A 23,129-nucleotide genomic window follows, 5' to 3' on the forward strand; every position below is an offset into this window, starting at 1 on the left:
CCACGGACCTTCCACCCGCCGGCGTTTTATCATATTGTCTAGCCACCCCCGCCCCCACGACGACGCCCCATGAAACCGCTGACCACTCCCGCCCTGCCCCTGCTGCTGCCCCTGCTGCTGAGTCTGATCGCCGTCCAGCCGGCCCGCGCCGACGACCGCTCGCGGCCGTCCAGCGTCGCCGACGCCGCCATCGGCGTCGAGCACCGCAGCCTGCCGCCGTTCAGCGCCATCGACGTGTCCGGCCCCTACCAATTGGTGGTCAGCGCCCAGGGCGAGCGCGGCCTGGACCTGCGCGGCCCCAGCAAGCAGTTCGCCGAGATCGACAGCAAGGTGGTCGGCGACACGCTGGTGCTGCGCGCGGCCAAGCGCTCCGGCTGGAACCTGAGCTTCGGCAAGCAGCCCAGGCTGCTGGTGCTGTACGTCCAGGCGCCCGAACTGAAGAGTCTGAAATCGTCCGGCTCCGGCGACATCGAGCTGCAGCAGTTCAAGGGCGACAAGCTGAGCCTCGACGCCGGCGGCCCGGGCGACGTGCGCGCCGCCGGCAGCGTGGGCGCGCTGACCGTGCACGCCAGCGGCAGCGGCGACGTCGACCTGCGCCAGCTGAAAGCGGCCAGCCTGACCTTGCAGGCCAGCGGCCCCGGCGACATCGAGGCGGCCGGCGTCAGCGGCGACCTGGTGCTGGAGATGGCCGGCTCGGGCGACGTCCGCGTCGCCGAGCTGCAGGCGGCGCGCGTCAGCGCCGTGCTGCGCGGCCCCGGCTCGCTGCGCCTGAGCGGCGCCAGCCGCGAGCTGCGCGCCGAGCTGAGCGGCTCGGGCGACCTGTACGCCTGCGACCTGGCCGCCGACAGCGTCAGCGCCGTCCTGCGCGGGCCGGGCGACGCCTGCGTGTCCGGCAACATCAAGAAGTTCGACGCCGAAGTGCACGGCTCGGGCGACCTGACCGCGCGCGGCCTGCAGGCGCAGAACGCCCGCGTCATCCTCAGCAGCGCCGGCAACATGACCTTGTCGGGCAGCAGCGCCACGCTCAGCGCCGAACTCAGCGGCAGCGGCAAGCTCGACGCGCGCCAACTGGCGGTGGCGCGCGCCTTCGCCCGCAGCCGTGGCCCCGGCAACATCCACCTGAACAAGATCAGCGACGCGCTCGAGGCCGAAATGAGCGGCAGCGGCGAACTGCAGGCCAGTCCCGAATGCAAGAGCGTCAAGCTGACCATGAACGGCCCCGGCCAGGTGAGACTGGAGGGCCGCACGCAAACGCTGAGCGCGCAGCTGCGCGGCACCGGCGAGCTCGACGGCCGCCAATTGCAGGCCGAGCAGGCCGACGTCGTGGTGCGCGGCCCCGGCAGCGCCCAAGTCAAGCTCAGGCCGCGCCTGCAAACCAACAACACCGTGGCCCGCCTGGTGACCATCGACCGCCACGGCCAGCGCGAGGGCCGCGACTAGCCCACCGCCGCGTCACCGCCCTGATTCAGTGTCCCCACAAACGACAACGCCCGGACTATCCAGTCCGGGCGTTGTCGTTTGCGTGCCGCGTTCAGGCCGCCGATTTGGCCGGCCGGCCCGCCCGCGCGTCAACTCACTCGAAGCACAGCCGCTTCTTGGTCGCGGCGATCAGCTTGTCGTCGTAGGGGTAGAGGTTCTCGATGAACAGCAGTTCGCTCTCGTCGGGCTCCTCCAGGCACATGCTGAGCATCAGCGGGCCGTCGTCCATTTGGCCGAGGAAATGCTTCGGCCAACGGTTCTTGCGGTGCGCGCGCAGCACCTCCATGCCCAGCTTGGCCAGGGCCGGCTTGACGCCCGCCGCCAGCGCTTCGCTCTGCCACTCGTCCCAATAATCGCTTTGTACTGCCTTGTTCATGTATTCGTTCCAACTCAGGGTAAAGGCGACAGTGTACTCCTGTCGCCGCCGGGGTGGGCAAAACCAGTCCGAAGTGGCGTTTACTCAACACCTCGACAATACCAAATGGCGCGGCCATCATTCCCTTCAAAAACAATAGCTTAGCGGACAATGGTAGCAAGGTGGCGCAATGCCACTTCCAAAAAATTTAATACCAGTTAAATACCTGTTGACAAGCTGGTTTGGCAACCATATAGTGCCCCACAACTCCCCGGTTTCAGCGCCCCCAGCGACCGTGCCGGGTCGCGGCGGAACCCGCGTTGGCCCACTCATTTGCGTGCTCATACAAACATGATCGAATACTTAATCGGCGTCGACGGTGGCGGTAGCGGCACCCGCGTGCGCCTGGCGCGCCGCGACGGCGTCGAACTGGCCGAAGGCGCCGCCGGCCCCTCCGGCCTGCTGCACGGCATCGCCAAGGCCTGGGCCTCGGTGGAACGGGCCGTCGAGCAGGCCTTCGCCGCCGCCGGCCTGGCCCACCCGGGCCGCGCCGGCGTCGCCATCGGCCTCGGCCTGGCCGGCGTCCACAACCCCGAATGGGCCGCCGAATTCGTCGCCGCCAACCCCGGCTACGCCGCCGTCGCGCTCGAATCGGACGCCTACACCACCCTGCTCGGCGCCCACGCCGGCCGGCCCGGCGCCATCATCGCGCTGGGCACCGGCAGCGTCGGCGAAATCCTGCAGGCCGACGGCGTGCGCCGCGAAGTCGGCGGCTGGGGCTTCCCGGCCGGCGACGAGGCCGGCGGCGCCTGGATCGGCCTGCGCGCCGCCGGCCACATGGAACAAGTCGTCGACGGCCGCCGCGACAGCAGCGACTACGCCCGCGCCGTCATCGAGGCCTGCGGCGGCAACCGCCACGCCATCCAGGTCTGGCTGGCCAACGCCAGCCAGACCCAATACGCCCAACTGGCCCGCATCGTGCTGCAGCACGCCGACAGCGACGCCGAAGCGCGCGCCCTGCTGCTCGAAGCGGGCCGCCAGGTGGCGCTGATCGGCCACGCGCTCGACGCCGCCGGCGCGCTGCCGATCGCCCTGTGCGGCGGACTGGCCGCGCCGCTGCGCGCCTATCTGCCGCAGGATCTGTTGAAGCGGGTCGTGCCGCCGCAAGGCGACTCCGCTGCCGGTGCCTTGCGGCTGATCCAACAACACCTGAAGGAGTAGCCACAGTGCTAGCCCAGTTGAGCGATTTCAAGCCTGACGCCGACAGCGACACCCCGCTGTATATGCAGTTGGCCAACAAGCTGTCCGACGGCATCTCCAGCGGCGACTGGCGCGCCAACGAGGCGCTGCCGTCCGAGCGCGTGCTGTCGGAGATGCTGACCATCTCGCGCGTCACCGCGCGCAAGGCCATCGACATGCTGTGCGACCGTGGCATGCTGACCCGCAAGCGCGGCTCCGGCACCTACATCACGCCCAAGCTGGAGCAACCGCTGTCGCGCCTGACCAGCTTCTCCGAGGAGCTGCGCCAGCGCGGCTTCACCGCCGGCTCGCGCTGGCTGCAGCGCGACATCGGCATCGCCGCGCCGCTCGAACTGCTTTCGCTGGGCCTGTCGCCCAACATGCCGGTGGCGCGTTTGAAACGCCTGCGCACCGCCGACGAGGTGGTGATGGCGATCGAGACGACCACCATCCCGGCCATCTACATGCCCAATCCGCACAGCGTGACCGACTCGCTGTACGGCTACCTGGAAGCCAACGGCACCATCCCGATGCGCGCGCTGCAGCATATCCGCGCCGTCAACGCCAGCGCCGAACAGGCGCGCCTGGCCAACATTCCTGCGGGTGCCGCCATGCTGCACATCACCCGCGTCAGTTATCTCGACAACGGCGCAGCGGTGGAACTGACCCACTCGTATTGCCGCAGTGATTATTATGAATTCGTAGCGGAGTCACGCAGATGAGCAGTGCAATCCAAGGCAACATCCTGACCTCGGCCGGCTGGGTGCGCGGTGAAATCACCTTCGACCAGCGCATCGCCGCCATCCACGGCAGCGCCACCGACCCGAGCCAGAACGGCGACGACTACGTCATCCCCGGCTTCATCGACCTGCACGTCCACGGCGGCGGCGGCAAGGACGTCATGGAGGGCGGCGACGCGGTGCGCGCCATCGCCACCGTGCACGCCCGATACGGCACCACCAGCATGCTGGCCACCACCATGACGGCGCCGCCGGAGGATATCGAGCTGGCCCTGCGCGCCATCGGCGCCGCCTGCGCCACGCGCCATCCGGGCGAGGCGCGGGTGCTCGGCGCCCACCTCGAAGGCCCCTACATCAACTCCGGCAAGCTCGGCGCGCAACCCGACTTCGCCCGCGCCGCCAAGCTGGCCGACGTGCAGCGTCTGGCCGAACTGGCGCCGCTGCGCCTGATCACGGTGGCGCCGGAAATCGGCGGCCACCTGAACCTGGTGCGCGAGCTGACCGAGGCCGGCATGCGCGTGCAGATCGGCCACACCCTCGGTTCCTACGAGGACGGCGTCGCCGCCATCGAGCACGGCGCGGCCGGCTTCACCCACCTGTTCAACGCCATGACCGGCCTGCACCACCGCGAGCCGGGCATGGTCGGCGCCGCGCTGGCGCACGCCCAGTACGCCGAACTGATCCCCGACCTGCTGCACGTGCACCCGGGCGCGATCAAGGTCGCCCTGCGCGCCATTCCGCACCTGTACTGCGTCACCGATTCGACCGCCGCCACCGGCATGCCGGACGGCGAGTACATGCTGGGCCGCCACACCGTGCACAAGTGCATGGGCGGCGTGCGCCTGGCCGACGGCACGCTGGCCGGCAGCACCCTCACCATGGACCAGGCGCTGCGCAACCTGGTCGGACTCGGCCTCGACCTGGCGGACGCCTCGGCCCGCGTCTCAACCTATGCGGCCGACTATCTCGGCCTGCAGGAACGCGGGCGCCTGGCCCCCGGCGCTTATGCCGACGTGGTGGTGCTCGACCGCGATCTCAAACTCAAAGCCGTCTATATCGAAGGAGAACTGCTGTGACCTCAATGATGTTGAAAGAAGCCCTGTCCGCCGCCGAGTGCGTTGCCCACCAACTGGCCAACGACACCGAGCGCTACGCCGAACTGGGTCGCAAATTGAGGAGCACCTCGTTCTCCACCGCGCTGACGGTGGCGCGCGGCAGCTCCGACCACGCCTCGGCCTACGCCGCCTACCTGATCATGGCCCGCCTCGGCCGCGTCGTCGCCTCGCTGCCGATGTCGCTGGTGACGCTGCACAAATCGCCGCTGATCACCCGCGACACGCTGGCCATCGCCATCTCGCAGTCGGGCCAGAGCCCGGACGTGGTCGAGCCGATCCGCTACTTCCGCGACGGCGGCGCCACCACCATCGCCCTGGTCAACGACATCGACTCGCCGCTGGCGCAGGCCGCCGAATGGGCCATCCCGCTGCGCGCCGGCAAGGAGCAAAGCGTCGCCGCCACCAAGAGCTTCATCACCAGCCTGGTGGCCGGTGCCCGCCTGGTGGCGCAATGGCAGAACGACCCCGAGCTGCTGGCCGGCCTGGAGGCGCTGCCCGAATCGCTGACCGCCGCCACCAAGGAAGACTGGTCGGCCGCCATCGAGGTGCTGGCCCCGGCCAAGAACATCATGGTGGTCGGTCGCGGCATCAGCTTCCCGCTGGCGCTCGAAGCGGCGCTGAAATTCAAGGAAACCTCGGCCCTGCAGGCCGAAGCCTTCAGCGGCGCCGAGATCAAGCACGGCCCGATGGCGCTGGTGGAGGAAGGCTATCCGCTGCTGATCTTCGCCACCCGTGGCCCGACCCAGGCCGGCCTGCTGGAACTGGCCACCGAAATGCGCGGCCGTGGCGCCCGCGTGCTGCTGGCCGCGCCGGCCGACGTGGCCGAACGCGACCTGACCCTGCCGGTCGCGGCGACGCCGGACCTCGACCCGATCGTCGCGGTGCAGGCCTTCTACGTCATGGCGGCCAAGCTGTCGGCGGCGCGCGGCATGGACCCGGACCGCCCGCGCCACCTGAGCAAAGTCACCAAGACCAACTAGGCATTGATTAGTTGGAGGCGAAACCGTCGTTCCCGCGCAGGCGGGAACCCATAGCGCGCCCGAATCGAGGCTCGGCATGGATTCCTGCCGGCGCGGCAACGACGCTTCAACGATTATTCGAATTCCGACCGCAGCACTCACCCGCAGCCCGTCCATCAATGAAGATCAAACTACTGCTCGCAGCATTGATGGCACTGGGCCTGTCCGCGCAAGCGGCGGCGCCGCAGAAGATCGAATTCTGGACCTTCAGCATGAAGCCAAAATTCACCCCCTACTTCGAAGGCCTGGTGCGCCAGTACGAGGCCGGCAACCCCGGCGTCAAGATCGAATGGGTCGACTTCCCCTGGGACGTGATCCAGACCAAACTGGTGACCCGCATCGTCGCCGGCACGCCGCCCGCGCTGGTCAACCTGAACGTGCCCTGGGCCGACGAATTCGCCCGCGACGGCCTGCTCACGCCGGTCGACGCCCTGCTCGGCGAGGCCCGCCCGCGCTACATCCCGTCGACGCTGGAAGACCTCACCTTCGGCGGCAAGACCTACGGCTTCCCGCTCTACAGCAATGTCGCGGTGATCGCCTACAACACCCAAATCTTCCAGGCCGCCGGCATCGTCCGCGCCCCGCGCGACCTCGACGAGCAACTGGCCTTCGCCCGCCAGATCGCCGAGCGCACCGGCAAGGCCGGCCTGTGCCCGGCGCTGGCCAAGATCGACGGCCTGATGCTGCAGCAAGGCCTGCCGCTGATCGTCGAGCGGCGCGCCGTGTTCAACTCGCCGCGCCACGTCGCGCTGATCGAAAAACTCGCCGCCACCTACCGCGCCGGCGGCCTGCTCAAGGACAGCCTGTTCGCCGAGGACAACTTCCCCGCCGCGATCGACGCCTACAAGGGCGGCCGCCTCGGCATGCTGCTGGCGCCGCCCACCGCGCTCAAGCGCATCGAGGGCGACGCCAAGGACATCTACGCCATCACCGACGTGGCGCCGGCGCCGCTGGGGCCGACCGGCATCGCCGACGGCGGCTGGCTGATCCATTTCGCCGTGCCCACCGGCGTCGACGCCAGGCTGCTGCCGGCGGTCGGCAAGTTCGCCCGCTTCCTCACCAACGACGCCAACCAGCTGGCCTTCGCCAAGCAGGCCAGCGTCTACCCGGCCATGCGCCAGGCCGCCAACGACGCCTTCTTCACCACCGTGCCGGCGCGCGCCGGCGCGGCCGAAAAGGCCGTCGCGGCGGGCGCCGTCTCGATGCCGCACGCGCACACCCTGTACGTCGCCGGCATCGACGACTACGACGAGCTGCGCCGCTACCTGGTGAAGGCGGTCGAGGCGGGCGTCACCGGCAAGCAGGACGTCAAGCAGGCGCTCGACCAGGCGGTGACGATCTGGAACAAGAAACTCGCCGCGCTGCGCCGCCGCTGACGATGAGCCAGTCCATGCACAAGCACAGTCGCCACAGCCCGCAAGCCTGGTTGTTCCTGGCCCCCGCCCTGATTTTGCTGGCGGTGTTTTCGTTCTGGCCGGTCGGCTTCGGCTCCTACCTGGCCTTCACCGACTACAGCTTGATCCGCCCCACCCACTGGGTCGGCCTGGACAACTTCCGCTACATCTTCGACAACGACATGTTCGTCACCGGCCTGAGCAACTCCCTGCTGTTCCTGCTGATGGTGCCCTTCGTGCAGATCGGCGCGCTCGGCCTGGCCGTGCTGGTCAACAACCAGCTGCCCGGCATCCGCTACTTCCGCGCCGCCTTCTATGTGCCGGTGGTGACCACCGTCTCGGTGGTCGGCATCATGTGGGGCTTCATGTTCCACGAACAGGGCGCGCTGAACTACGTGCTGATGGCCATGCACCTGGTCGGCGCGCCGGTCGGCTGGCTGTCCAACGACGCGCTGGCGCTGTTCGCCATCATGTTCGTCACGCTGTGGCGCGGCCTGGGCTGGTATATGGTGATGTACCTGGCGGCGCTGCAGGCGGTGCCGGCCGACATGCAGGAAGCCGCCATCCTCGACGGCGCCAACCGCTGGCAGCGCTTCTGGAAAATCACCGTGCCGATGCTGCGGCCGACCATCATGGTCTGCACCATCCTGTCGGTGCTGGCCGCGCTGAAGGCCTACCAGGAAGTCGACGTGCTGACCCAGGGCGGACCGATGAACTCCACCTTCACCGCGCTGTACTACGCCTACGACCAGGGCCTGAAGCACCTCAAGCTGCCGCGCGCGCTGGCCGCCAGCTTCGTCGTCTCGCTGATCTGCGTGGCCATCGCCCTGCTCTGCCTGCGCTACCTCAAACCTAAACACCGCTGATGAAACCACGCCACCTCCAGGTCCTCGGCCACTACCTCATCCTGTGCGCGCTGGCCGTCGTCTGCGTGTTCCCGTTCTGGTGGACGCTGGTCACCGCGCTCTCCACCGAGGGCAACATCTTCGCCTTCCCGCCCACCTTCTGGCCGCGCGCGCCGTCGCTGGAAAACTTCGCCGAGGTGCTGCGCGCGATTCCGCTCTGGTCCTTCCTGCGCAATTCGGTCTTCATCGCCGCCTGCACGGTGTTCTGGAAACTGACCCTGTGCTCGATGGCCGCCTACCCGCTGGCGCGCCTGCGCTTCCGTGGCCGCAAGCTGGTGTTCGGCCTGATCCTGGCCACGCTGGTGCTGCCGTCCGAGGTCAACTTCCTGGTCAACTTCATCACCGTCACCAAACTCAGCCTGGTCGACACCTACACCGGCGTGATCCTGCCCAACGTGGTGACGGCGGTGGCCATCCTGCTGCTCAAGCAAGCCTTCGAGGAGGTGCCGCAGGATCTGATCGACGCCGCCCGCGTCGACGGCGCCTCCGAGTGGACCATTTTCAGCAAGATCATGCTGCCGCTGATCGCCCCCTGGCTGGCCACGGTCGGCATCCTGACGGCGGTCGAAGCCTGGAACGAATACATCTGGCCCTCCATCGTGATGAGCAAGCCCGATGAATTCCCGCTGTCGGTCGGCGTGCTCTACCTGCGCGGCACCTTCGGCAGCAGCACCCGGGTGATCGCCGCCGGCACCGTGTTGACGGTGCTGCCGACCCTGGCCGCCTTCCTCTTTACTCAACGATTCTTCATGCGTGGCATGGACGGAGCTGTGAAATGAACCACCCCGCAACACCCCCCCCCTGCCGCGACGCGCTGCGCCGCATCGCCGGCCAGCTGATCATGATCCGCTTTCCCGGCACCGAGCTCGATGCCGCCACCGCCGCCTTCCTGCGGACCAACGCCATCCGCGCCGTCTGTCTGTTCCGCGGCAATATGCGCGACGCCGAGCAGCTAGGCCGCCTGACCGCCGCGCTGCGCGAGGTGATGGGTCCCGACTCGCTGATCGCCATCGACCAGGAAGGCGGCGCCGTGGTGCGCTCGACCTGGGTGCCGGCGCCGCCGGCGGCGATGGGCCTGGGCGCGGCCGACGACAAGGACCTGGCCTACCGCACCGGCGCCGCCGTGGCGCGCGCCGTCAAGTCGCTCGGCTTCAACTGGAACTTCGCCCCGGTGCTGGACCTGAACAACAACCCGCACAACCCGGTCATCGCCGAGCGCTCCTTCGGCGCCGAGCCGCGCCGCGCCGCCGAACTGGGCATGGCCTGGATGGCCGGCAGCCACGCCGAGGGCGTGGCCTGCTGCGTCAAGCACTTCCCCGGCCACGGCGACACCCACGTCGATTCGCACCGCGACCTGCCCACCGTCGACAAGCCGCTGGCCGAACTGGAACAGTTCGAATTCGCCCCCTTCCGCATGGCCGCGCCGGTGGCGCCGGCCATGATGACGGCGCACATCGTCTACCCCTCGCTCGACGCCGACAATCCGGCCACCATGTCGCGCCGCATCCTGCACGATCTGCTGCGCGAGGAGTGGCAGTATCGCGGCATCATCATCACCGACGGCATGGACATGCACGCCATCGCCGGCCGCTACGGCGTCGGCAAGGCCGCCGTGCGCGCACTGCAGGCCGGCGCCGACATGGTGATGGCGCTCGGCACCAACGAAACACAGGAAGAGACGCTGGACGCCATCGCCGACGCGCTGGCCGACGGCAGCCTGCTCATCGACGACATGAACCAAGCCCTGGCGCGCCTGGCCGCGCTGGCGCGGGCCTACCCGTGCCAGCCGCGCTCGTACAAGGAGGACCTCAGCGACCGCGTGCTGATGGCCGAGGGCTGGCGCCGCGCGCTGAGCGCCAAGGGCGCGCCGCAACGCCCGGCGCGCGACGCCAGGCTGCGCCTGGTGGTACGCCAGGACGTGGTCAGCGACGGCGTCTCCGAAGCCGGCGTGCCGGCCGAGGCGGTGGCCGACTCGCTGCGCCGCCTGTTCGAGGTCGAACTGGTGACCTACGCCGACGCCGAGACCTTCGATTGGAGCGCGCTGCCGCAGGACGGCCGCTACACCGTGCTGGCCTCGACCTCGCGCCTGCGCTACGGCGCGCACGCCCGCAGCACCTGGCGCCCCGACCTGCACCTGGCGCTGTGGAACCCCTACCAGGCGCTCGACTTCGCCGCGCCGGCGCTGATCACCTACGGCTTCGCCGCGCCGGCGCTCGACGCCGTCAACGCCTGGCTGGCCGGCCAGTTGGAGGCCGGCGGCCGCGTGCCGGTGCCCGGCTTCGACTGATCCCACAAACCGACAACAAACCAGCCGGCGACCACGCCGACACATGGAGATGACGCAGCGATGAATAAGAACCACGACGTACGCAATCCGAAATTCTGGGTCCCCAGCCTATACCTGGCGCAGGGCCTGCCCTTCTTTGCGGTGGCCATCGTGGCCAGCCAAATGCTCAAGAGTATGGGCGTTCCCAACGACGAGTTGAACCACTGGACCGGCGTGATCGGCCTGGCCTGGGTCTTCAAGCCGTTGTGGAGTCCCTTCCTGGAACTGGCCAGCAGCAAGAAGCTGGTGGTGGTCGGCTTCCAGATCCTCGGCGGCGTTTGCCTCGGGCTGGTGGCGCTGGCGCTGCAGGCGCCGTTCTGGTTCGCCGCCTCGATGGCCATGCTGGCGCTGGTGGCGATCGCCTCGTCGACCCACGACATCGCCTGCGACGGCCTGTACATCACCAGCCTGGATGAAAAAGGCCAGGCGCAGTATGCCGGCTGGACCGGCACCTTCTTCAACGCCGGCAAGTTCTTCACCACCGGCGCCCTGCTGCTGCTGGCCGGCCACTTCGAGAAGACCCTCGGCGTGGTGCCGGCGTGGACCATCTGCTTCGGCATCCTGGCCGGGTTGATGCTGGCGCTGGGCGCCTACAACAGCTGGGCGCTGCCGCAGGCGAAGAACGTCATCGCCGCCGACATCACCGCCAAGGCCATCGCCCGCACCCTGTTCGAAGTCATCGTCGACTTCCTAAAAAAACCCGGCATCTGGGTCTCCATCGTCTTCATCATCCTGTTCCGCGCCGGCGAGGCGCAGGTGCAGGCGATCGGTCCGCTGTTCCTGCGCGAGGCGCGCGAACTGGGCGGCCTGGGTTTGTCGACCGCCGAAGTGGGCGCCGTCTACGGCACCGTCGGCACCGTCGCCTTCGTGGTCGGCAGCATCGCCGGCGGCTACTTCACCTCCTGGCTGGGCCTGAAGCGCGCCATCCTCTGGCTGATCCTGGCGGTCAACCTGCCCAACGTGGTGTTCTACCTGCTGTCGGCCTACCAGCCGACCGAGCTGCTGGTGATCGGCACCGCGCTCAGCGTCGAGATGTTCGGCTACGGCTTCGGCTTCGTCGGCCTGATCCTGTACATGATGCAGGTGGTCGCGCCGGGCAAATACCAGACCGCCCACTATGCCTTCGCCACCGGCATCATGCAGCTCGGCCTGGTGCTGTTCAAACTGGTCAGCGGCGACATCCAGATCGCCATCGGCTACCAGCACTTCTTCATCTGGGTCATGCTCAGCGCCGTGCCGGTGGCGGTGCTGTCGCAGATCATTCCGATGAGCGCGCGGCCGCAGCCGGAAGACGAGGCGGTGGCGCAGCCCAAGCCGGCCGTGGCCAAGGCCGGTTGATGGCCAGCGTCAGCCTGCGCGGGATCGTCAAAAGCTACGACGGCAAGCACGACACCATCCACGGCGTCGACCTCGACATCGCCGACGGCGAGTTCGTCGTCTTCGTCGGCCCCTCGGGCTGCGGCAAGTCGACCCTGCTGCGCATGATCGCCGGCCTGGAAAGCATCAGCGCCGGCGAGCTGCACATCGGCGGCCAGCTGGCCAACGACATCGCCCCGGCGCAGCGCAAGCTGGCCATGGTGTTCCAGTCCTACGCGCTGTATCCGCACATGACGGTGTACGAGAACATGGCCTTCGCCCTCAAGCTGGCCGGCCAGCCGGCCGACACGGTGCGCGGCGCCGTCGAACGCGCCGCCGACATCCTGCAAATCGGCCCGCTGCTCAAGCGCAAACCGAAGGAGCTGTCCGGCGGCCAGCGCCAGCGCGTGGCGATCGGCCGCGCCATCGTGCGCAAGCCCGAGCTGTTCCTGTTCGACGAGCCGCTGTCGAACCTGGACGCCAGCCTGCGCGTGCAGATGCGCGTCGAATTGAGCCGGCTGCACCAGGAGCTCAAGACCACCATGATCTACGTCACCCACGACCAAGTCGAGGCGATGACACTGGGCCAGCGCATCGTCGTCTTCAACGGCGGCCGCATCGAGCAGGTCGGCACGCCCTTCGACCTGTACAACCGGCCCGGCAACCGCTTCGTCGCCGGCTTCCTCGGCACGCCAAAGATGAACTTCATTCCGGCCGAGGTGCTGGCGCTGGCGCCCGGCCAGGTGACGGTGCGCCTGCCCGGCGGCGCCGTGGTGGCGGTGGCGGTGGCGCAGCGCGCCGCCGGTGCCGCCGGTGCCGCCGGTGTCGCCGGTGTCGCCGGTGTCGCCGGCCATGGCGCCGGCGCTGGCGCTGACGATGGCGGCAATCACGGCGGCGTCGCCGTCGGCGACCAGCTCAGCCTCGGTGTGCGCGCCGAACACCTGACGCTGCACGAGGCGCGGCAGGACGGCGCCAACCTGATCGAAGTCGGCGTCGGCCATGTCGAGTATCTGGGCGACGTCGCCATCGTCTACACCACGCTCGACGGCGCGCCGGAGATGATCGCCGTCAAGCAGGCCGCCGATTCGGCGCCGCCGCTGGCCGGCAGCCGCGCCCGCATCCATCTGCCGCCGCAGCGCTGCCTGCTGTTCGACGCCGGCGGCCGCGCCCTGCCGCCGCCCTGACGCGGCGCGGCGCCGCGCGCACGCTAGCCCGCGCGCCGGCCGGCGCCGGTTTTATGTAACAATATGGCCGATTTGCCGGGCCGCCCTTCTCCTTCCCCGCAAGGAGTGGCAGAATGTGCGGTTTTGGCGGATTCACCGAATTCGCAGGTCCCTAAGCGACGATGCGGCCCACCAGCGCCGCGCGTCATCGTGTCTTTGATTGAAGGATAATCCATGTCCCACTTCCGTCTCGCCCGTATCAGCCTGATCCTGGCCGCCATCGGCCTGAATGCCGCCCCCGCCCTGCTGGGCATGTCGTCCGCCAGCGCCGCCGAAAAAGCCGCCGCGCCGGTCGCGGAAGCGCCTAAACCGGATACGGTGCGCCCGGAGATCTACAAGCTGGTCGACCCGACCCAGATCAAGGACCTGATGACGGCGAAGAACTACGCCGAGGTGCAAAGCCGCATCGACCAGGCCGAAGCGATGGCCAACAAGACCCCATACGAAGACTTCGTCCTGAACCGCATGCGCGTGGCGCTCGGCTCGTCCACCAACAACAACGCCCTGGCCATGCCGGCGCTGGAAGCGGTGATCAACTCGGGCAAGCTGCCTGGCACCGACCAGATCCAGTTCATCCAGGCGCTGGGCAATATGTACTACAACGCCAAGGACTACCCGAAAGCCATCGCCTGGTTCACCCGCTACCAGACCGAGTCGGGCGACACCAAGTCGGTGCGGCCATACATCCTGCGCGCCATGTTCTTCAACAATGACTTCGCCACCGTCAAGACCGAAGTCGAGAAGGACCTGGCCGCCGCCAAGGCCGCCGGCACCCGCCCGCCCATCGAACTGCTGCAACTGCAAGCCAACGTCGGCGCCAAGACCAAGGACACCGCCCTGTACCTGGTGGCGATCGAAGGCCTGGTCACCTACTACCCGACCGAAGCCTACTGGACCGACCTGCTGAGCCGCACCCAGGGCAAGGCCAGCTATTCGCAGCGCCTCCAGCTCGACATGCTGCGCCTGCAGAAGGCCGTGCTGAGCAAGCTGGCACCCGAGGACTACACCGACCTGGCCGAACTGGCGCTGCAGGCCGGCTTCTTCGTCGAAGCGAAAAAGGCCATGGACGCCGGTTTCGAAACGGGCGAACTGGGCACCGGCCCGAACGCCGCCAAGCACAAGAAGCTGCGCGACCAGGCCAACAAGGGCGCGGCGGACGACGCCAAGACCATCGCCAGCGGCGAAGCCTCGGCCGCCAAGTCGAAGGACGGCGTCGGCCTGGTCAACCTGGGTTACGCCTACGTCACGATGGACCAGTTCGACAAGGGTCTGGAGCTGATGGAAAAAGGGATCGCCAAGGGCGTGCTGAAAAACCCTGACGACGCCAAGCTGCGCCTGGCCTACGCCTACGCGATGGCCGGCAAAAAAGCCGAAGCCGTCAAGGCGCTCAGCGCCATCCAAGGCGCCGACGGCCGCAACGACCTGGCCCGCTACTGGCTGATCTGGCTGAACCGCGCCGAAACCGCAGCGCCGGCCGCCGCCAAGTAATGCCGCGCCGGCGCCAGCCGGCCACCTAACAAAAAAGCTGGACGGTTCACACGAACCGCCCAGCTTTTTTGTTTTTCAAAGGCCCGCGCGGCGCCGACAAAACCCAGGAGCGCGATCTGGGGTCGGACCCGCCGGGTCCGACCCCGGCTCTTTGCCGGTGGGGTTTCTCCGCGCGCTAGCGCCCCAGCGCCTCGGCCAAGGCGCCGCCCAGCGTCTGGCCGCCGTCCGCGCTCAACTCCCAGAACATCGCGCCGCGCAGCCTGGCACTGCGGATGTACGCCGCCTTGGCGCGCAACGACGCCTCGTCCTCATAGCTGATCCAGCTGCCGCTGCCGGCGTGGTGCAGATACGGCGCCTGCGCCTTGGCGTTCCAGTGCCGCACATAGCCCTTGCCACCCAGCGTATAGCGGCCCTGTCCATCGGCCAGCAGCAAACCCTGTTGTAACAGATGAGCGAAGCTGTAGCTCGACGCGCCATCGTTGCCACCGTCGGCCGCGCCGGCGCAGGCCTGGTACTGGCCATCGCCGGCCGGCCCGGGCGCGCAGCCCTTCCAGCCGTAGCCATAAAACGGCAGCCCCAAGACCAGCTGCTGCGGTGCCACGCCGGCGGCCAGGTAGCGGCGCACCGAGGCCACGCCGTACAAGCCGCCATCCTTGAGCGGATCGGCCGGGTCCACATCCAGCGCGGCCAGGTGGCCGCTGCTCTTCTCCCACGGCATATGGAAGTCGTAGGACATGATGTTGATCCAATCCAGACTGGCCGCCAACGCCTTGATCCAGGCGCCGCCCTGCGGCCCGTCGCTGACGAAGGAGGCGTTGGCGCCGGCGGCGATGGTGATCAGATAGTGCTTGCCGTCGGCGCGGCCGGCAAGGGTGAAGGCGGCGCGCAGCTCGCGCGCCAAGGTGACGTAGTTCTGCTTGTCGGCGGCGCGCTCGCACAGCTGGCCGATGGTGCAGGCCACACCCACCGCGCCCGGATACTCCCAGTCGATGTCGACGCCGTCGAGGTCGAAGCGGCGCAGCAGCGCCAGCGTCGACGCCACGAAGGCGGCGCGCGCGGCCGGCTCGGCGGCCAGGTTGGAAAACTGATTCGACCAGTTCCAGCCGCCCACCGACAGCAGCACGCGCAGCTTGGGATTGGCCTGCTTGAGCGCGACCAGCGCGCGCAGGTTGGCGGCGTCCCGCACGGCGTCGGCCAGCACCAGCGTGCCGTCGGCCGGCTGGTGCGCCGCGCCGCCGGCGTCCTGGCATGGCGCCAGCCCGCCGGTGGCAGGATCGGGATTGCCGTGACGGCCGTCGCGGCAGGTATCGAGGAAGGCATACATCAGCACCGTCAACTTGCGCGCATCGATGTTGGCGGCGCTGGGCGCGAAGCTGGCCGACTTCCAGCCCGGATAGTAGCCGACGATCTCGGCGCAATGCAGCGACGGCGGCGCCAACGCCGCCAACCCGGCCCAAGCCAGCCCCGCCACATTCACAGTCATGCGCATACGTTTACTCCATTCATCGCCATCAAAAAAAGGCCGCCAACAATGGCGGCCCTCCCCCGGGGTCAGTGCCGACATTCGGACATTTCCCGGTTGCTATAGAAGCCGCGGCGACAGCCTACGCTCGAGCTCGTGTCCGAATGTCGGCACTGACCCCGGGGGCTGAGCCCGGGGGGAGGTGGTGGGGCGCGGGACGGGCGGGGTCAGTATTTGATGCGCACGCCGCCGTAGACCGTTTTGCCGTTCTTGTAGACGCCGGCGATCTGCGTGGTGTCGGTCTTGAACACGGTCAGCAGCGGGTCGTTCAGGTTTTGCGCTTCCAGCGTGAACTGCACCGACTTGTTGAAAGTATAGTTCAAGGAGACGTTCAGGGAACCGTTGGCGCTTTGGAAATAATCGCTGCCGCCGCGATTGCCCAGCTTGTAGGTCGAGCGGTGGCTGTAGCCGAGCCGCGCGCTGAAGCGCTCATCCTCGTAGAACGCGCCGATGTTGTACGCGTTCTTCGAGGTGCCGTACAGCGAGCAGTCTTCGCCGGCCTTGCCGTTGCAGGTGCCGTCGGCCAACTTGCCGCTCTGCTTGCCGTCGGCGTAGCTGTAGTTGGCCGAAACGCCGAAGCCGCCCCAAATGCTCTGCTCATACGCGCCGTTGAAGCCGCTCAGGGTGCCGTCGGTGTTGACCGGCGCCGAGATGTCGTAGTTGGCGATGGCGCCCTGCTTGGAGGCGTCGGCGTAGGCCAGCACGCTATGGCCGTAGGCGATCACGCCCTTGAGCTTGCTGGCGAACAGGCCGGCCGAGAGCATCGCCTTGGGCGCGAAGTACCACTCCAGCGCGACGTCGATGTTGTTGCTGCGGATGGGCTTGAGGAAGGGGTTGCTGCCCACGCCGGTGTGCTGCAGGTCGCTCAGCTCGTTGCCGGCCAGTTGGCCGAAATCGGGCCGCGACATGCCACGGTTGAGGGCGAAGCGGCCGACCAGGCTGGGCGCCAGATCGGCGCGCAGGTTCAGGCTGGGCAGGAAGTCCTTGAAGCTTTGCTCGTAGTTCGGCTGGCCGCCCGGCAGGAAGGCGCGGATGTCCATCTCGGTGCGCACCACGCGCACGCCGACGTTGCCGCCGACCGCCTCGCTCGGCTGCAAGGTGGCCATCAGGTAGGCCGCCGCCGCGTTCTCCTTGATGTTGTATTCCTGCTGCGTGGCGTGGCTGTTGAAGGTGGCGTACTTGGCCACCCACGAGGCGACGTAGTCGTTGCTGATCTTGAAGGGGCTGAAGCCCGGCGTCGGGTTGACCGGCAGATTGCCGTACCAGTTGCTGCCGTAGTTGCCGATGGCGCTGTCGGGAATCTGCGCGTCGTCGCCCGAGCCGGCGCCCAAGGTCATGGCCAGCTTGGTCAGGTCGCGCTGGTGCTTGGCGTAACGCACACCGAACTTGATCGACGGCAGCTTGTCGAAGGAGAGCTTGAGTTCGCCGTCGGCCTGGCCGTAGCTTTCCTTGTCGCTCGACTCGGTGTAACTGCCCCAGCCGCCGATGCCGCCGCCGGCGCGGACGAATTTGTCGCCGCCGGGCACGTTCAGCACGAAGATGCCGTCCGGCGTCAGGCTGTAGCCGGCGCCCTGGTTCCAGCCGCTTTGCACTTCGAAACCGACGTCCTTGGTGCGGCCGCCGCCGCTGGTGTGGCCCAGCTTGCCGGTGACGGTCAAGTCCTGGTCGACCACCCATTTGGCGTCGAAGTTGACGAAGGTCGAGTCGGTCTTGGCATCCGGGCGGGCGGCGACGTCCTCGATCACCGAATAGGCGCCGGCGCTGTTGCTGCCGAAGGCGCTCTTGTCGTAGAACACCGAGGTGATGGTGTTGCCCGCCACGGTGACCGGGCCGCTGGGCTTGACCGACTTGCCGTCGCCGCCGGGGCCGTTGACGGCGTTGATGGTGTTGGCCATGTAGTTGGTGTTGTAGTTCTTCGCGTCGACCGTCGAGCGGAAGCCCGACAGGTCCAGCGTGACGTTGCCGAGCGGCTTCCATTGCGCTTCGATATAGCCGCCCTGGCGCTTGCGCTCCTGCTCGAACAGCACGGCGCCGCTGAGCAGGCTGATGTTCTTGCCGGCCAGCGCCGGGTCGGCGTAGTTGGCGCCGGTCTTGTCCCACCACACGCCCTCGGAGCCGGCGCGCTGCAATTTGCGGGTCTGCGAGAACAGCTGGGCCAGCACGCCGAAGGTGTTCTCGGCGTTCTTCCAGTTGAACAGCGCGGTGACGGCCGGGTCGGTCGACTTGGCCGCCGTCGAGTAGGCCGCCTCGGCCGACAGCGAGGTGCTCAGCGCCTGCTTGAAGTCGAGCGGCTTGCGGGTCTGGATGTCGACCGTGCCGGCGGCGCCGCCTTCGATCAGATCGGCCTGCGCCGACTTGTGCACGACGATGCGGCCCACCAGGTCGGACGGCAGGACGGTGTAGGAGACGCTGCGGCCGCCGCTGGAAATGTTCGGACCGTACCAGTCGCCGCTCGACACGGTGTGGCCGTTCAAGGTGGTCAGGGTCAGCTGCGACGGCAGGCCGCGCAACTGGACGTGCTCGTTCTCGCCGAACGAGCCCTCGGCCGAACCGGCGCTGGTGGTGGTCACGCCGGGCACGCGGGCCAGCGAATCGGCGACGTTTTTGTCGGGCATCTTGCCGACGTCCTCGGCGGTGACGACCTCGACCAGGCTGTCGGCGAGCTTCTTCTGGTTCAGCGATTGTTGCAGCGAGGCGCGGATGCCGGTCACCACCACCACCTCGTCCTTGCCGGCGGCCTGCTGGGCCTGGGCCTGGAGCGGCAGCGCCGCGCCCATCACCAGCAGCGCCACGGCCGCCGCGATCGGCTTCAGCCTGCGGCCGGCCGTGTTCATGTCGACCATACCAATTGCGCTCAGATTGCGTTTCATGTTTTCTCCCTTGATTGCGGCTTCGCTGCGGAAACCGTTTCTTTTTTATAAAGATCAATTGGTGTCCGCCAACAATGCGGCGTCCCAAGGATCCCTTCTTTGCCAGCACTTACAGAACCAATCCAACGCCAATATACGCCGGTTAAATACCGGAACACTACCAATTTAATAGCGATTATTAGCATGTTGCAAGCCACACACAGACCACTTTGCGCAAATTTCCGCACCGTTTTGATGCATTCCCCAGCGTCGTAGGTAGAAACCGTAGAGCGCCGAGTAATACCAACGTCGCGGTCTTTTTTTGGTATTATCCAGCGACACATTTGACACAAAGGCAGGCGCGCCAAGTACGCGCCGCCACGACGGGAGACCCACAGGAATGACTTCGCTCGCAGAGATCATGCAGAATTTGGGGCTGACCAGCAGCCTGCCCCTGTACCAGCAATTGCAACGCGCGCTGCGCGAGGCGATCGACAAACGCCTGTTCGGCCCGGACGAGGCGCTGCCGGCCGAGCGCCAGCTGGCCACCGACCTGTCGATCTCGCGCATCACCGTGCGCAAGGCCATCGACGGCCTGGTCGAAGAGGGGCTGCTGGTGCGCCGGCCCGGCTCGGGCAATTTCATCAACACCCGCATCGAGAAGAATTTCGCCAAGCTGACCTCGTTCTCCGAGGACATGCGGGCGCGCGGCCGCGACCCGCGCAGCGTCTGGCTCAAGCGCGCCGAGGGCACCGTCACGCCGGAGGAGGCGCTGCGCCTGCGCCTGAGTCCCGGCGCGGCGGTATTCCGCTTCCACCGCATCCGCTACGCCGACGAGGTGCCGATGTGCCTGGAGTACGCCACCATCGTCGCCGCCTGCCTGCCCTCGATCGAGGCGGTGCAGGTGTCGATGTACGACGCGCTGGAGCGGGCCGGCAACCGCCCGGTGCGCGCGCTGCAACGCCTCAGCGCGCTGCTGCTCAACGCCGAGCAGGCCGCGCTGCTGCAGGCCAACCAGGGTGACGCCGGCCTGGCCGTCGAGCGTCTGGGATTTTTGCGCGACGGCCGCGCGGTGGAGTTTTGCCGCTCGATCTTCCGTGGCGACATGTACGATTTCGTCGCCGAGTTGAGCACCAGCTAGGCCTCGGCACGCGTCCGCGGAGCGCCGGAAAATCCCACCGGCGGAAACCGGGGTCGGACCCGCCGGGTCCGACCCCAGCTCTTCGCCGGTGGGGTAGGCAAGCGTTCCGGGGCGCCTTGAATCCCTCCCAAAAAAAGGGGCGGAACGCATTGCGCGCTCCGCCCCTTTCGTTTGGCGCGCCGCCGGCGCGCCCTCCTGGCTCGATGTGCTTACTTCGACTGCGCCTTGACCGCCGGCGCGGCGGCGGCCTTGGCCTTGGCCTCGTCGCCGGCCAGCACCACGCTGATGCGTCCGGCGTCGATGGCCTTGCGGAAGGCGGCGTTGACCTGCTCCGGCGTCAGCGCCTTCAGCTTGTCCTCGAACTGCTGGCTGAAGCTGTAGGTGCGGCCGAGCAGCAGGTTCCTGGTCCAACCGGCCGCCAGCACGCCATCCTTCGAACGGCTCTGCACGCGCTGTTGCAACATGCCCGACTTGGCGCCGGCCACCTCGGCGGCGGTGAAGCCGTCCTTCAGCGCGCGCGCCAACTCATCGCGCACCGCCGCGTCCAGCTTGGCCAGGTTCTGCGGCGCGGCGATGGCGTAGATGGCGAAGCTGCCGCTGCGGTCGATGTCGTCGGCGTCGATGCCCGAGCCGCCGCCGTAGGACAGGCCGTCCTTCTGGCGGATGCGGTCCATCAGGCGCGACTTCAAACCGCCCTCGCCGAAGATGTAGTTGGCCAGTTGCAGCGCCGGGTAGTCGGCGTCGCCGGTTTGCAGGTCCAGGTTCAGGCGCGCCGTGTAGAAGCCGTTCTCCTTGTCCGGCGTGTTGATCGACTTGCGCCAGGCGGCCTTGTCGGCGTTGCTGCGGGCGATGCGGGCGTAGGGCGCCGGGCTGCGCCAGTTGCCCAGCGTTTCCTCGATCACCTTGCTGGCGACGGCCGGATCGAAGTCGCCGACGATGGCCAGCTCGCCGTTCGAGGCGCCGTAGAAGTCGCGGTGGAAGGCCTTCACGTCCTCCAGCTTGAGCGCCTTGATCTCGGCCAGTTGCTCGTCGATGGTCTGCACGGCGCGGACGTCGCCTTTCGGATAGTGGTCGAAGTACTCGGCCACCGCCTGCAGGGCGATCGACTGCGGCTCGTTGCGGCCGGCCTCGACGCCGACCAACCACTGCTGGCGCATCTGCTCGAACTCGGCCTCGGGGAAGCTGGCGTCCTTCAGCACGTGGCTGACCAGGCGCAGCGCCTCGGCCAGATGTTCGCCGGTGGTCTCGAAATGGTGCAGGCCGCCGGAAATCTTCAGCTTGGAGAAGGCGTCGGCCAGCTGTTCGCGGTTGTACTTGCTGGTGCCGCGCATCAGCATCTCGTTGGCGGCCGTTCCCGCCGTGCCCCTGCCGAACATGCTCTTCTCGTCGCCCCAGCGGGTCTGCAGGTCGACCGCGACGACACCGCCCCGGTTCTTCTTCGGCAGCAGCGCCACCTTCAGGCCGCCGATGGTCTTGATCGTCGTGCGGGCGTTGATGTTGGCCTGGCTCGGCTCGAAGTCCTCGGCGCTCAGGCTGGCGGCCTGCGGCTTGAAGCCCCGCATGGCCTCGGCCACGCTGGGCGCGGCGCCGATCTCGGCGCGCTGCGGCGCGTCCTCCGGCTGGAACACGCCGACGGTGCGATTGTCCCGCTTCAGGTAGCGGCCGGCGGCGGCGCTGACCTGCTCGGCGGTGATGCCGGCCAGGCGGTCGCGGCCCTGGAACAGCAGGCGCCAGTCGCCCAACGCGATCTCTTCGGACAGGGCGACGCCGACCTGCTGCGGATCGTTGAGCGCCTTCTCGATGCCGTTGGCGAAATTGCGCCGCACCCGTTCCATCTCCTCGGCCGTCGGCGGCGTGGCGGCGAAGCTTTCCACCGCCGCCGTCAACGCCGCGCGCACCGGCTCGATCGGCTGGCCGGCCTTGACCAGCGCGCCGATGATCTGCAGGCCGGGGGCGTAGCCGGTCTGGCCGAAGCTGAACACCTGGGCCGCCTGGCCGCTTTCGACCAGCGCCTTGTGCAGGCGCCCGCTCGGCGTGTCGCCGAGGATCTCGGACATGAAATTGAGCGCGTCGCTGTCGGCGTGCAGCGCGGCCGGGATCTTGTAGCCCAGCGCGACGATCTGGATGTCGCCCTTGCGCCGCACGGTGAAGCCGCGCTCGCCGTCCTGGGTCGGTTCCACCGTCCAGAACGGCGGCAGGCTGCGCTTGGGTTTCGGGATCGCGCCGAAGGACTTGCCGATCCAGGCCAGGGTCTGCGCGGCGTCGAACTTGCCGGCCACCAGCAGCACGGCGTTGTCGGGCTGGTAGTAGTTGCGGTAGAAGTTTTGCAGGTTCTCGATCTTGACGTTCTCGATGTCGCTGCGGTTGCCGATGGTCGAGCGGCCGTAGCTGTGCCAGTCGTAGGCCACGCTCTGCATGCGCTTGAGCAGCACGCCGAAGGGGCTGTTCTCGCCCGACTCGAATTCATTGCGCACCACCGTCATCTCGCTGTCCAGATCCTTGCGCGCGACGAAGGAATGGACCATCCGGTCGGCCTCCATGTCCAGCGCCCACTTCAGGTTGTCCTGGCTGGCCTGGAACACCTCGTAGTAGTTGGTGCGGTCGTAGGAGGTGGTGCCGTTGAAGTCCATGCCGCGGTCGGCGAATTCCTTGGGGATGCTGCGGTTCTTCGGCGAACCCTTGAACAGCATGTGTTCCAGCAGGTGGGCCATGCCGGTCTCGCCGTAATTCTCGTGGCGCGAACCGACCAGGTAGGTGACGTTGACGGTCACCGTGGGCTTGGAGGCGTCGGGGAACAGCAGCACCTTCAGGCCGTTCGGCAGTTTGTATTCGGTGATGCCCTCGACCGAGGGGCCTTTGACGACACCGGCCGGCAGGGCTTGCGCCCAGGCCACCGAGCTGACCACGAAGGACATGCTGCAAAACAACAAGCCGGCGCGGACGCCGTGTTTCCGTACTGGTGATTTCATATTTGGCGA

The 23,129-nt window shown here is 67.8% G+C and carries 17 protein-coding genes; 13 read left to right on the top strand and 4 right to left on the bottom strand.

Annotated features, from left to right (window positions below):
- Positions 1-69: 69 nt before the first annotated feature.
- Positions 70-1,440 (top strand): GIN domain-containing protein, encoded by a 1,371-nt coding sequence (locus H7U20_RS16405; RefSeq protein ID WP_199760220.1) that lies wholly within the window; start codon positions 70-72, stop codon positions 1,438-1,440.
- A 133-nt stretch (positions 1,441-1,573) separates the two neighbouring features.
- Here H7U20_RS16405 and H7U20_RS16410 read toward each other — a convergent pair whose 3' ends face one another.
- The gene (locus H7U20_RS16410) at positions 1,574-1,855 is read right to left on the bottom strand and encodes a hypothetical protein (RefSeq protein WP_199760221.1); all 282 of its coding nucleotides are present in this window, start codon (positions 1,853-1,855) and stop codon (positions 1,574-1,576) included.
- 330 nt (positions 1,856-2,185) lie between these two features.
- Here H7U20_RS16410 and H7U20_RS16415 point away from each other — a divergent pair, with 330 nt between their 5' ends.
- The 11 genes from H7U20_RS16415 to H7U20_RS16465 all read left to right on the top strand — a co-directional run bounded on the left by H7U20_RS16415 (position 2,186) and on the right by H7U20_RS16465 (position 14,639).
- Positions 2,186-3,055, top strand: coding sequence for a glucosamine kinase nucleotide-binding domain-containing protein (locus tag H7U20_RS16415; RefSeq protein ID WP_199760222.1), 870 nt, complete (start codon positions 2,186-2,188; stop codon positions 3,053-3,055).
- Positions 3,056-3,060: 5 nt separating this feature from the next.
- Positions 3,061-3,795 carry a GntR family transcriptional regulator gene (locus tag H7U20_RS16420; protein WP_199760223.1) on the top strand — a complete coding sequence of 245 codons (735 nt, stop codon included), beginning with the start codon at positions 3,061-3,063 and terminating at the stop codon, positions 3,793-3,795.
- Positions 3,792-4,889: an N-acetylglucosamine-6-phosphate deacetylase gene (nagA, locus tag H7U20_RS16425; RefSeq protein ID WP_199760224.1), complete on the top strand. Its 1,098-nt coding sequence runs from the start codon at positions 3,792-3,794 to the stop codon at positions 4,887-4,889. The genes H7U20_RS16420 and nagA overlap by 4 nt, the downstream gene beginning before the upstream one ends.
- Positions 4,890-4,894: 5 nt before the next feature.
- Positions 4,895-5,908 carry an SIS domain-containing protein gene (locus H7U20_RS16430; RefSeq protein WP_199760392.1) on the top strand — a complete coding sequence of 338 codons (1,014 nt, stop codon included), beginning with the start codon at positions 4,895-4,897 and terminating at the stop codon, positions 5,906-5,908.
- A gap of 158 nt (positions 5,909-6,066) precedes the next feature.
- Positions 6,067-7,323, top strand: a complete 1,257-nt coding sequence (locus H7U20_RS16435; RefSeq protein WP_199760225.1) for an ABC transporter substrate-binding protein — start codon at positions 6,067-6,069, stop codon at positions 7,321-7,323.
- Positions 7,324-7,337: 14 nt separating this feature from the next.
- Positions 7,338-8,207, top strand: a complete 870-nt coding sequence (locus tag H7U20_RS16440; protein WP_199760226.1) for a carbohydrate ABC transporter permease — start codon at positions 7,338-7,340, stop codon at positions 8,205-8,207.
- Positions 8,207-9,025, top strand: coding sequence for a carbohydrate ABC transporter permease (locus tag H7U20_RS16445; protein ID WP_199760227.1), 819 nt, complete (start codon positions 8,207-8,209; stop codon positions 9,023-9,025). The genes H7U20_RS16440 and H7U20_RS16445 overlap by 1 nt, the downstream gene beginning before the upstream one ends.
- Complete coding sequence (gene nagZ, locus H7U20_RS16450; RefSeq protein WP_199760228.1) at positions 9,022-10,533, top strand: beta-N-acetylhexosaminidase; 1,512 nt, start codon at positions 9,022-9,024, stop codon at positions 10,531-10,533. Before H7U20_RS16445 ends, nagZ begins: the two co-directional genes overlap by 4 nt.
- Positions 10,534-10,593: 60 nt before the next feature.
- A complete protein-coding gene (locus tag H7U20_RS16455; protein WP_199760229.1) occupies positions 10,594-11,910 on the top strand; it encodes an MFS transporter in 1,317 nt (438 codons plus the stop codon).
- The gene (locus H7U20_RS16460; RefSeq protein ID WP_199760230.1) at positions 11,910-13,112 is read left to right on the top strand and encodes an ABC transporter ATP-binding protein; all 1,203 of its coding nucleotides are present in this window, start codon (positions 11,910-11,912) and stop codon (positions 13,110-13,112) included. The genes H7U20_RS16455 and H7U20_RS16460 overlap by 1 nt, the downstream gene beginning before the upstream one ends.
- A gap of 213 nt (positions 13,113-13,325) precedes the next feature.
- Positions 13,326-14,639: a tetratricopeptide repeat protein gene (locus H7U20_RS16465; RefSeq protein ID WP_199760231.1), complete on the top strand. Its 1,314-nt coding sequence runs from the start codon at positions 13,326-13,328 to the stop codon at positions 14,637-14,639.
- Between the two features lie 175 nt (positions 14,640-14,814).
- Here the strand turns inward: H7U20_RS16465 and H7U20_RS16470 are convergent, their stop codons facing one another.
- Together H7U20_RS16470 and H7U20_RS16475 are read right to left on the bottom strand one after the other, a co-directional pair.
- Positions 14,815-16,128, bottom strand: a complete 1,314-nt coding sequence (locus H7U20_RS16470; protein ID WP_199760232.1) for a glycoside hydrolase family 18 protein — start codon at positions 16,126-16,128, stop codon at positions 14,815-14,817.
- 200 nt (positions 16,129-16,328) lie between these two features.
- Positions 16,329-19,031, bottom strand: a complete 2,703-nt coding sequence (locus H7U20_RS16475) for a TonB-dependent receptor (protein WP_199760233.1) — start codon at positions 19,029-19,031, stop codon at positions 16,329-16,331.
- A 379-nt stretch (positions 19,032-19,410) separates the two neighbouring features.
- Here H7U20_RS16475 and H7U20_RS16480 point away from each other — a divergent pair, with 379 nt between their 5' ends.
- Positions 19,411-20,151, top strand: a complete 741-nt coding sequence (locus tag H7U20_RS16480) for a GntR family transcriptional regulator (RefSeq protein ID WP_199760234.1) — start codon at positions 19,411-19,413, stop codon at positions 20,149-20,151.
- Positions 20,152-20,360: 209 nt separating this feature from the next.
- Here the strand turns inward: H7U20_RS16480 and H7U20_RS16485 are convergent, their stop codons facing one another.
- Positions 20,361-23,120, bottom strand: coding sequence for a M16 family metallopeptidase (locus H7U20_RS16485; RefSeq protein WP_199760235.1), 2,760 nt, complete (start codon positions 23,118-23,120; stop codon positions 20,361-20,363).
- Positions 23,121-23,129 lie beyond the last annotated feature (9 nt).

The sequence above is a fragment of the Rugamonas violacea genome (assembly GCF_016461825.1).
Lineage (GTDB): Bacteria > Pseudomonadota > Gammaproteobacteria > Burkholderiales > Burkholderiaceae_D > Rugamonas.

Excerpts from the sequence above, each read along its gene's own strand:
- H7U20_RS16435 (WP_199760225.1), top strand. The coding sequence starts at position 6,067 with ATGAAGATCAAACTACTGCTCGCAGCATTGATGGCACTGGGCCTGTCC.
- H7U20_RS16485 (WP_199760235.1), bottom strand. The coding sequence starts at position 23,120 with ATGAAATCACCAGTACGGAAACACGGCGTCCGCGCCGGCTTGTTGTTT.
- nagZ (WP_199760228.1), top strand. The coding sequence starts at position 9,022 with ATGAACCACCCCGCAACACCCCCCCCCTGCCGCGACGCGCTGCGCCGC.
- H7U20_RS16465 (WP_199760231.1), top strand. The coding sequence starts at position 13,326 with ATGTCCCACTTCCGTCTCGCCCGTATCAGCCTGATCCTGGCCGCCATC.
- H7U20_RS16480 (WP_199760234.1), top strand. The coding sequence starts at position 19,411 with ATGACTTCGCTCGCAGAGATCATGCAGAATTTGGGGCTGACCAGCAGC.
- H7U20_RS16460 (WP_199760230.1), top strand. The coding sequence starts at position 11,910 with ATGGCCAGCGTCAGCCTGCGCGGGATCGTCAAAAGCTACGACGGCAAG.
- H7U20_RS16475 (WP_199760233.1), bottom strand. The coding sequence starts at position 19,031 with ATGAAACGCAATCTGAGCGCAATTGGTATGGTCGACATGAACACGGCC.
- H7U20_RS16410 (WP_199760221.1), bottom strand. The coding sequence starts at position 1,855 with ATGAACAAGGCAGTACAAAGCGATTATTGGGACGAGTGGCAGAGCGAA.
- H7U20_RS16415 (WP_199760222.1), top strand. The coding sequence starts at position 2,186 with ATGATCGAATACTTAATCGGCGTCGACGGTGGCGGTAGCGGCACCCGC.
- nagA (WP_199760224.1), top strand. The coding sequence starts at position 3,792 with ATGAGCAGTGCAATCCAAGGCAACATCCTGACCTCGGCCGGCTGGGTG.
- H7U20_RS16405 (WP_199760220.1), top strand. The coding sequence starts at position 70 with ATGAAACCGCTGACCACTCCCGCCCTGCCCCTGCTGCTGCCCCTGCTG.
- H7U20_RS16430 (WP_199760392.1), top strand. The coding sequence starts at position 4,895 with ATGATGTTGAAAGAAGCCCTGTCCGCCGCCGAGTGCGTTGCCCACCAA.
- H7U20_RS16445 (WP_199760227.1), top strand. The coding sequence starts at position 8,207 with ATGAAACCACGCCACCTCCAGGTCCTCGGCCACTACCTCATCCTGTGC.
- H7U20_RS16455 (WP_199760229.1), top strand. The coding sequence starts at position 10,594 with ATGAATAAGAACCACGACGTACGCAATCCGAAATTCTGGGTCCCCAGC.
- H7U20_RS16470 (WP_199760232.1), bottom strand. The coding sequence starts at position 16,128 with ATGCGCATGACTGTGAATGTGGCGGGGCTGGCTTGGGCCGGGTTGGCG.
- H7U20_RS16440 (WP_199760226.1), top strand. The coding sequence starts at position 7,338 with ATGCACAAGCACAGTCGCCACAGCCCGCAAGCCTGGTTGTTCCTGGCC.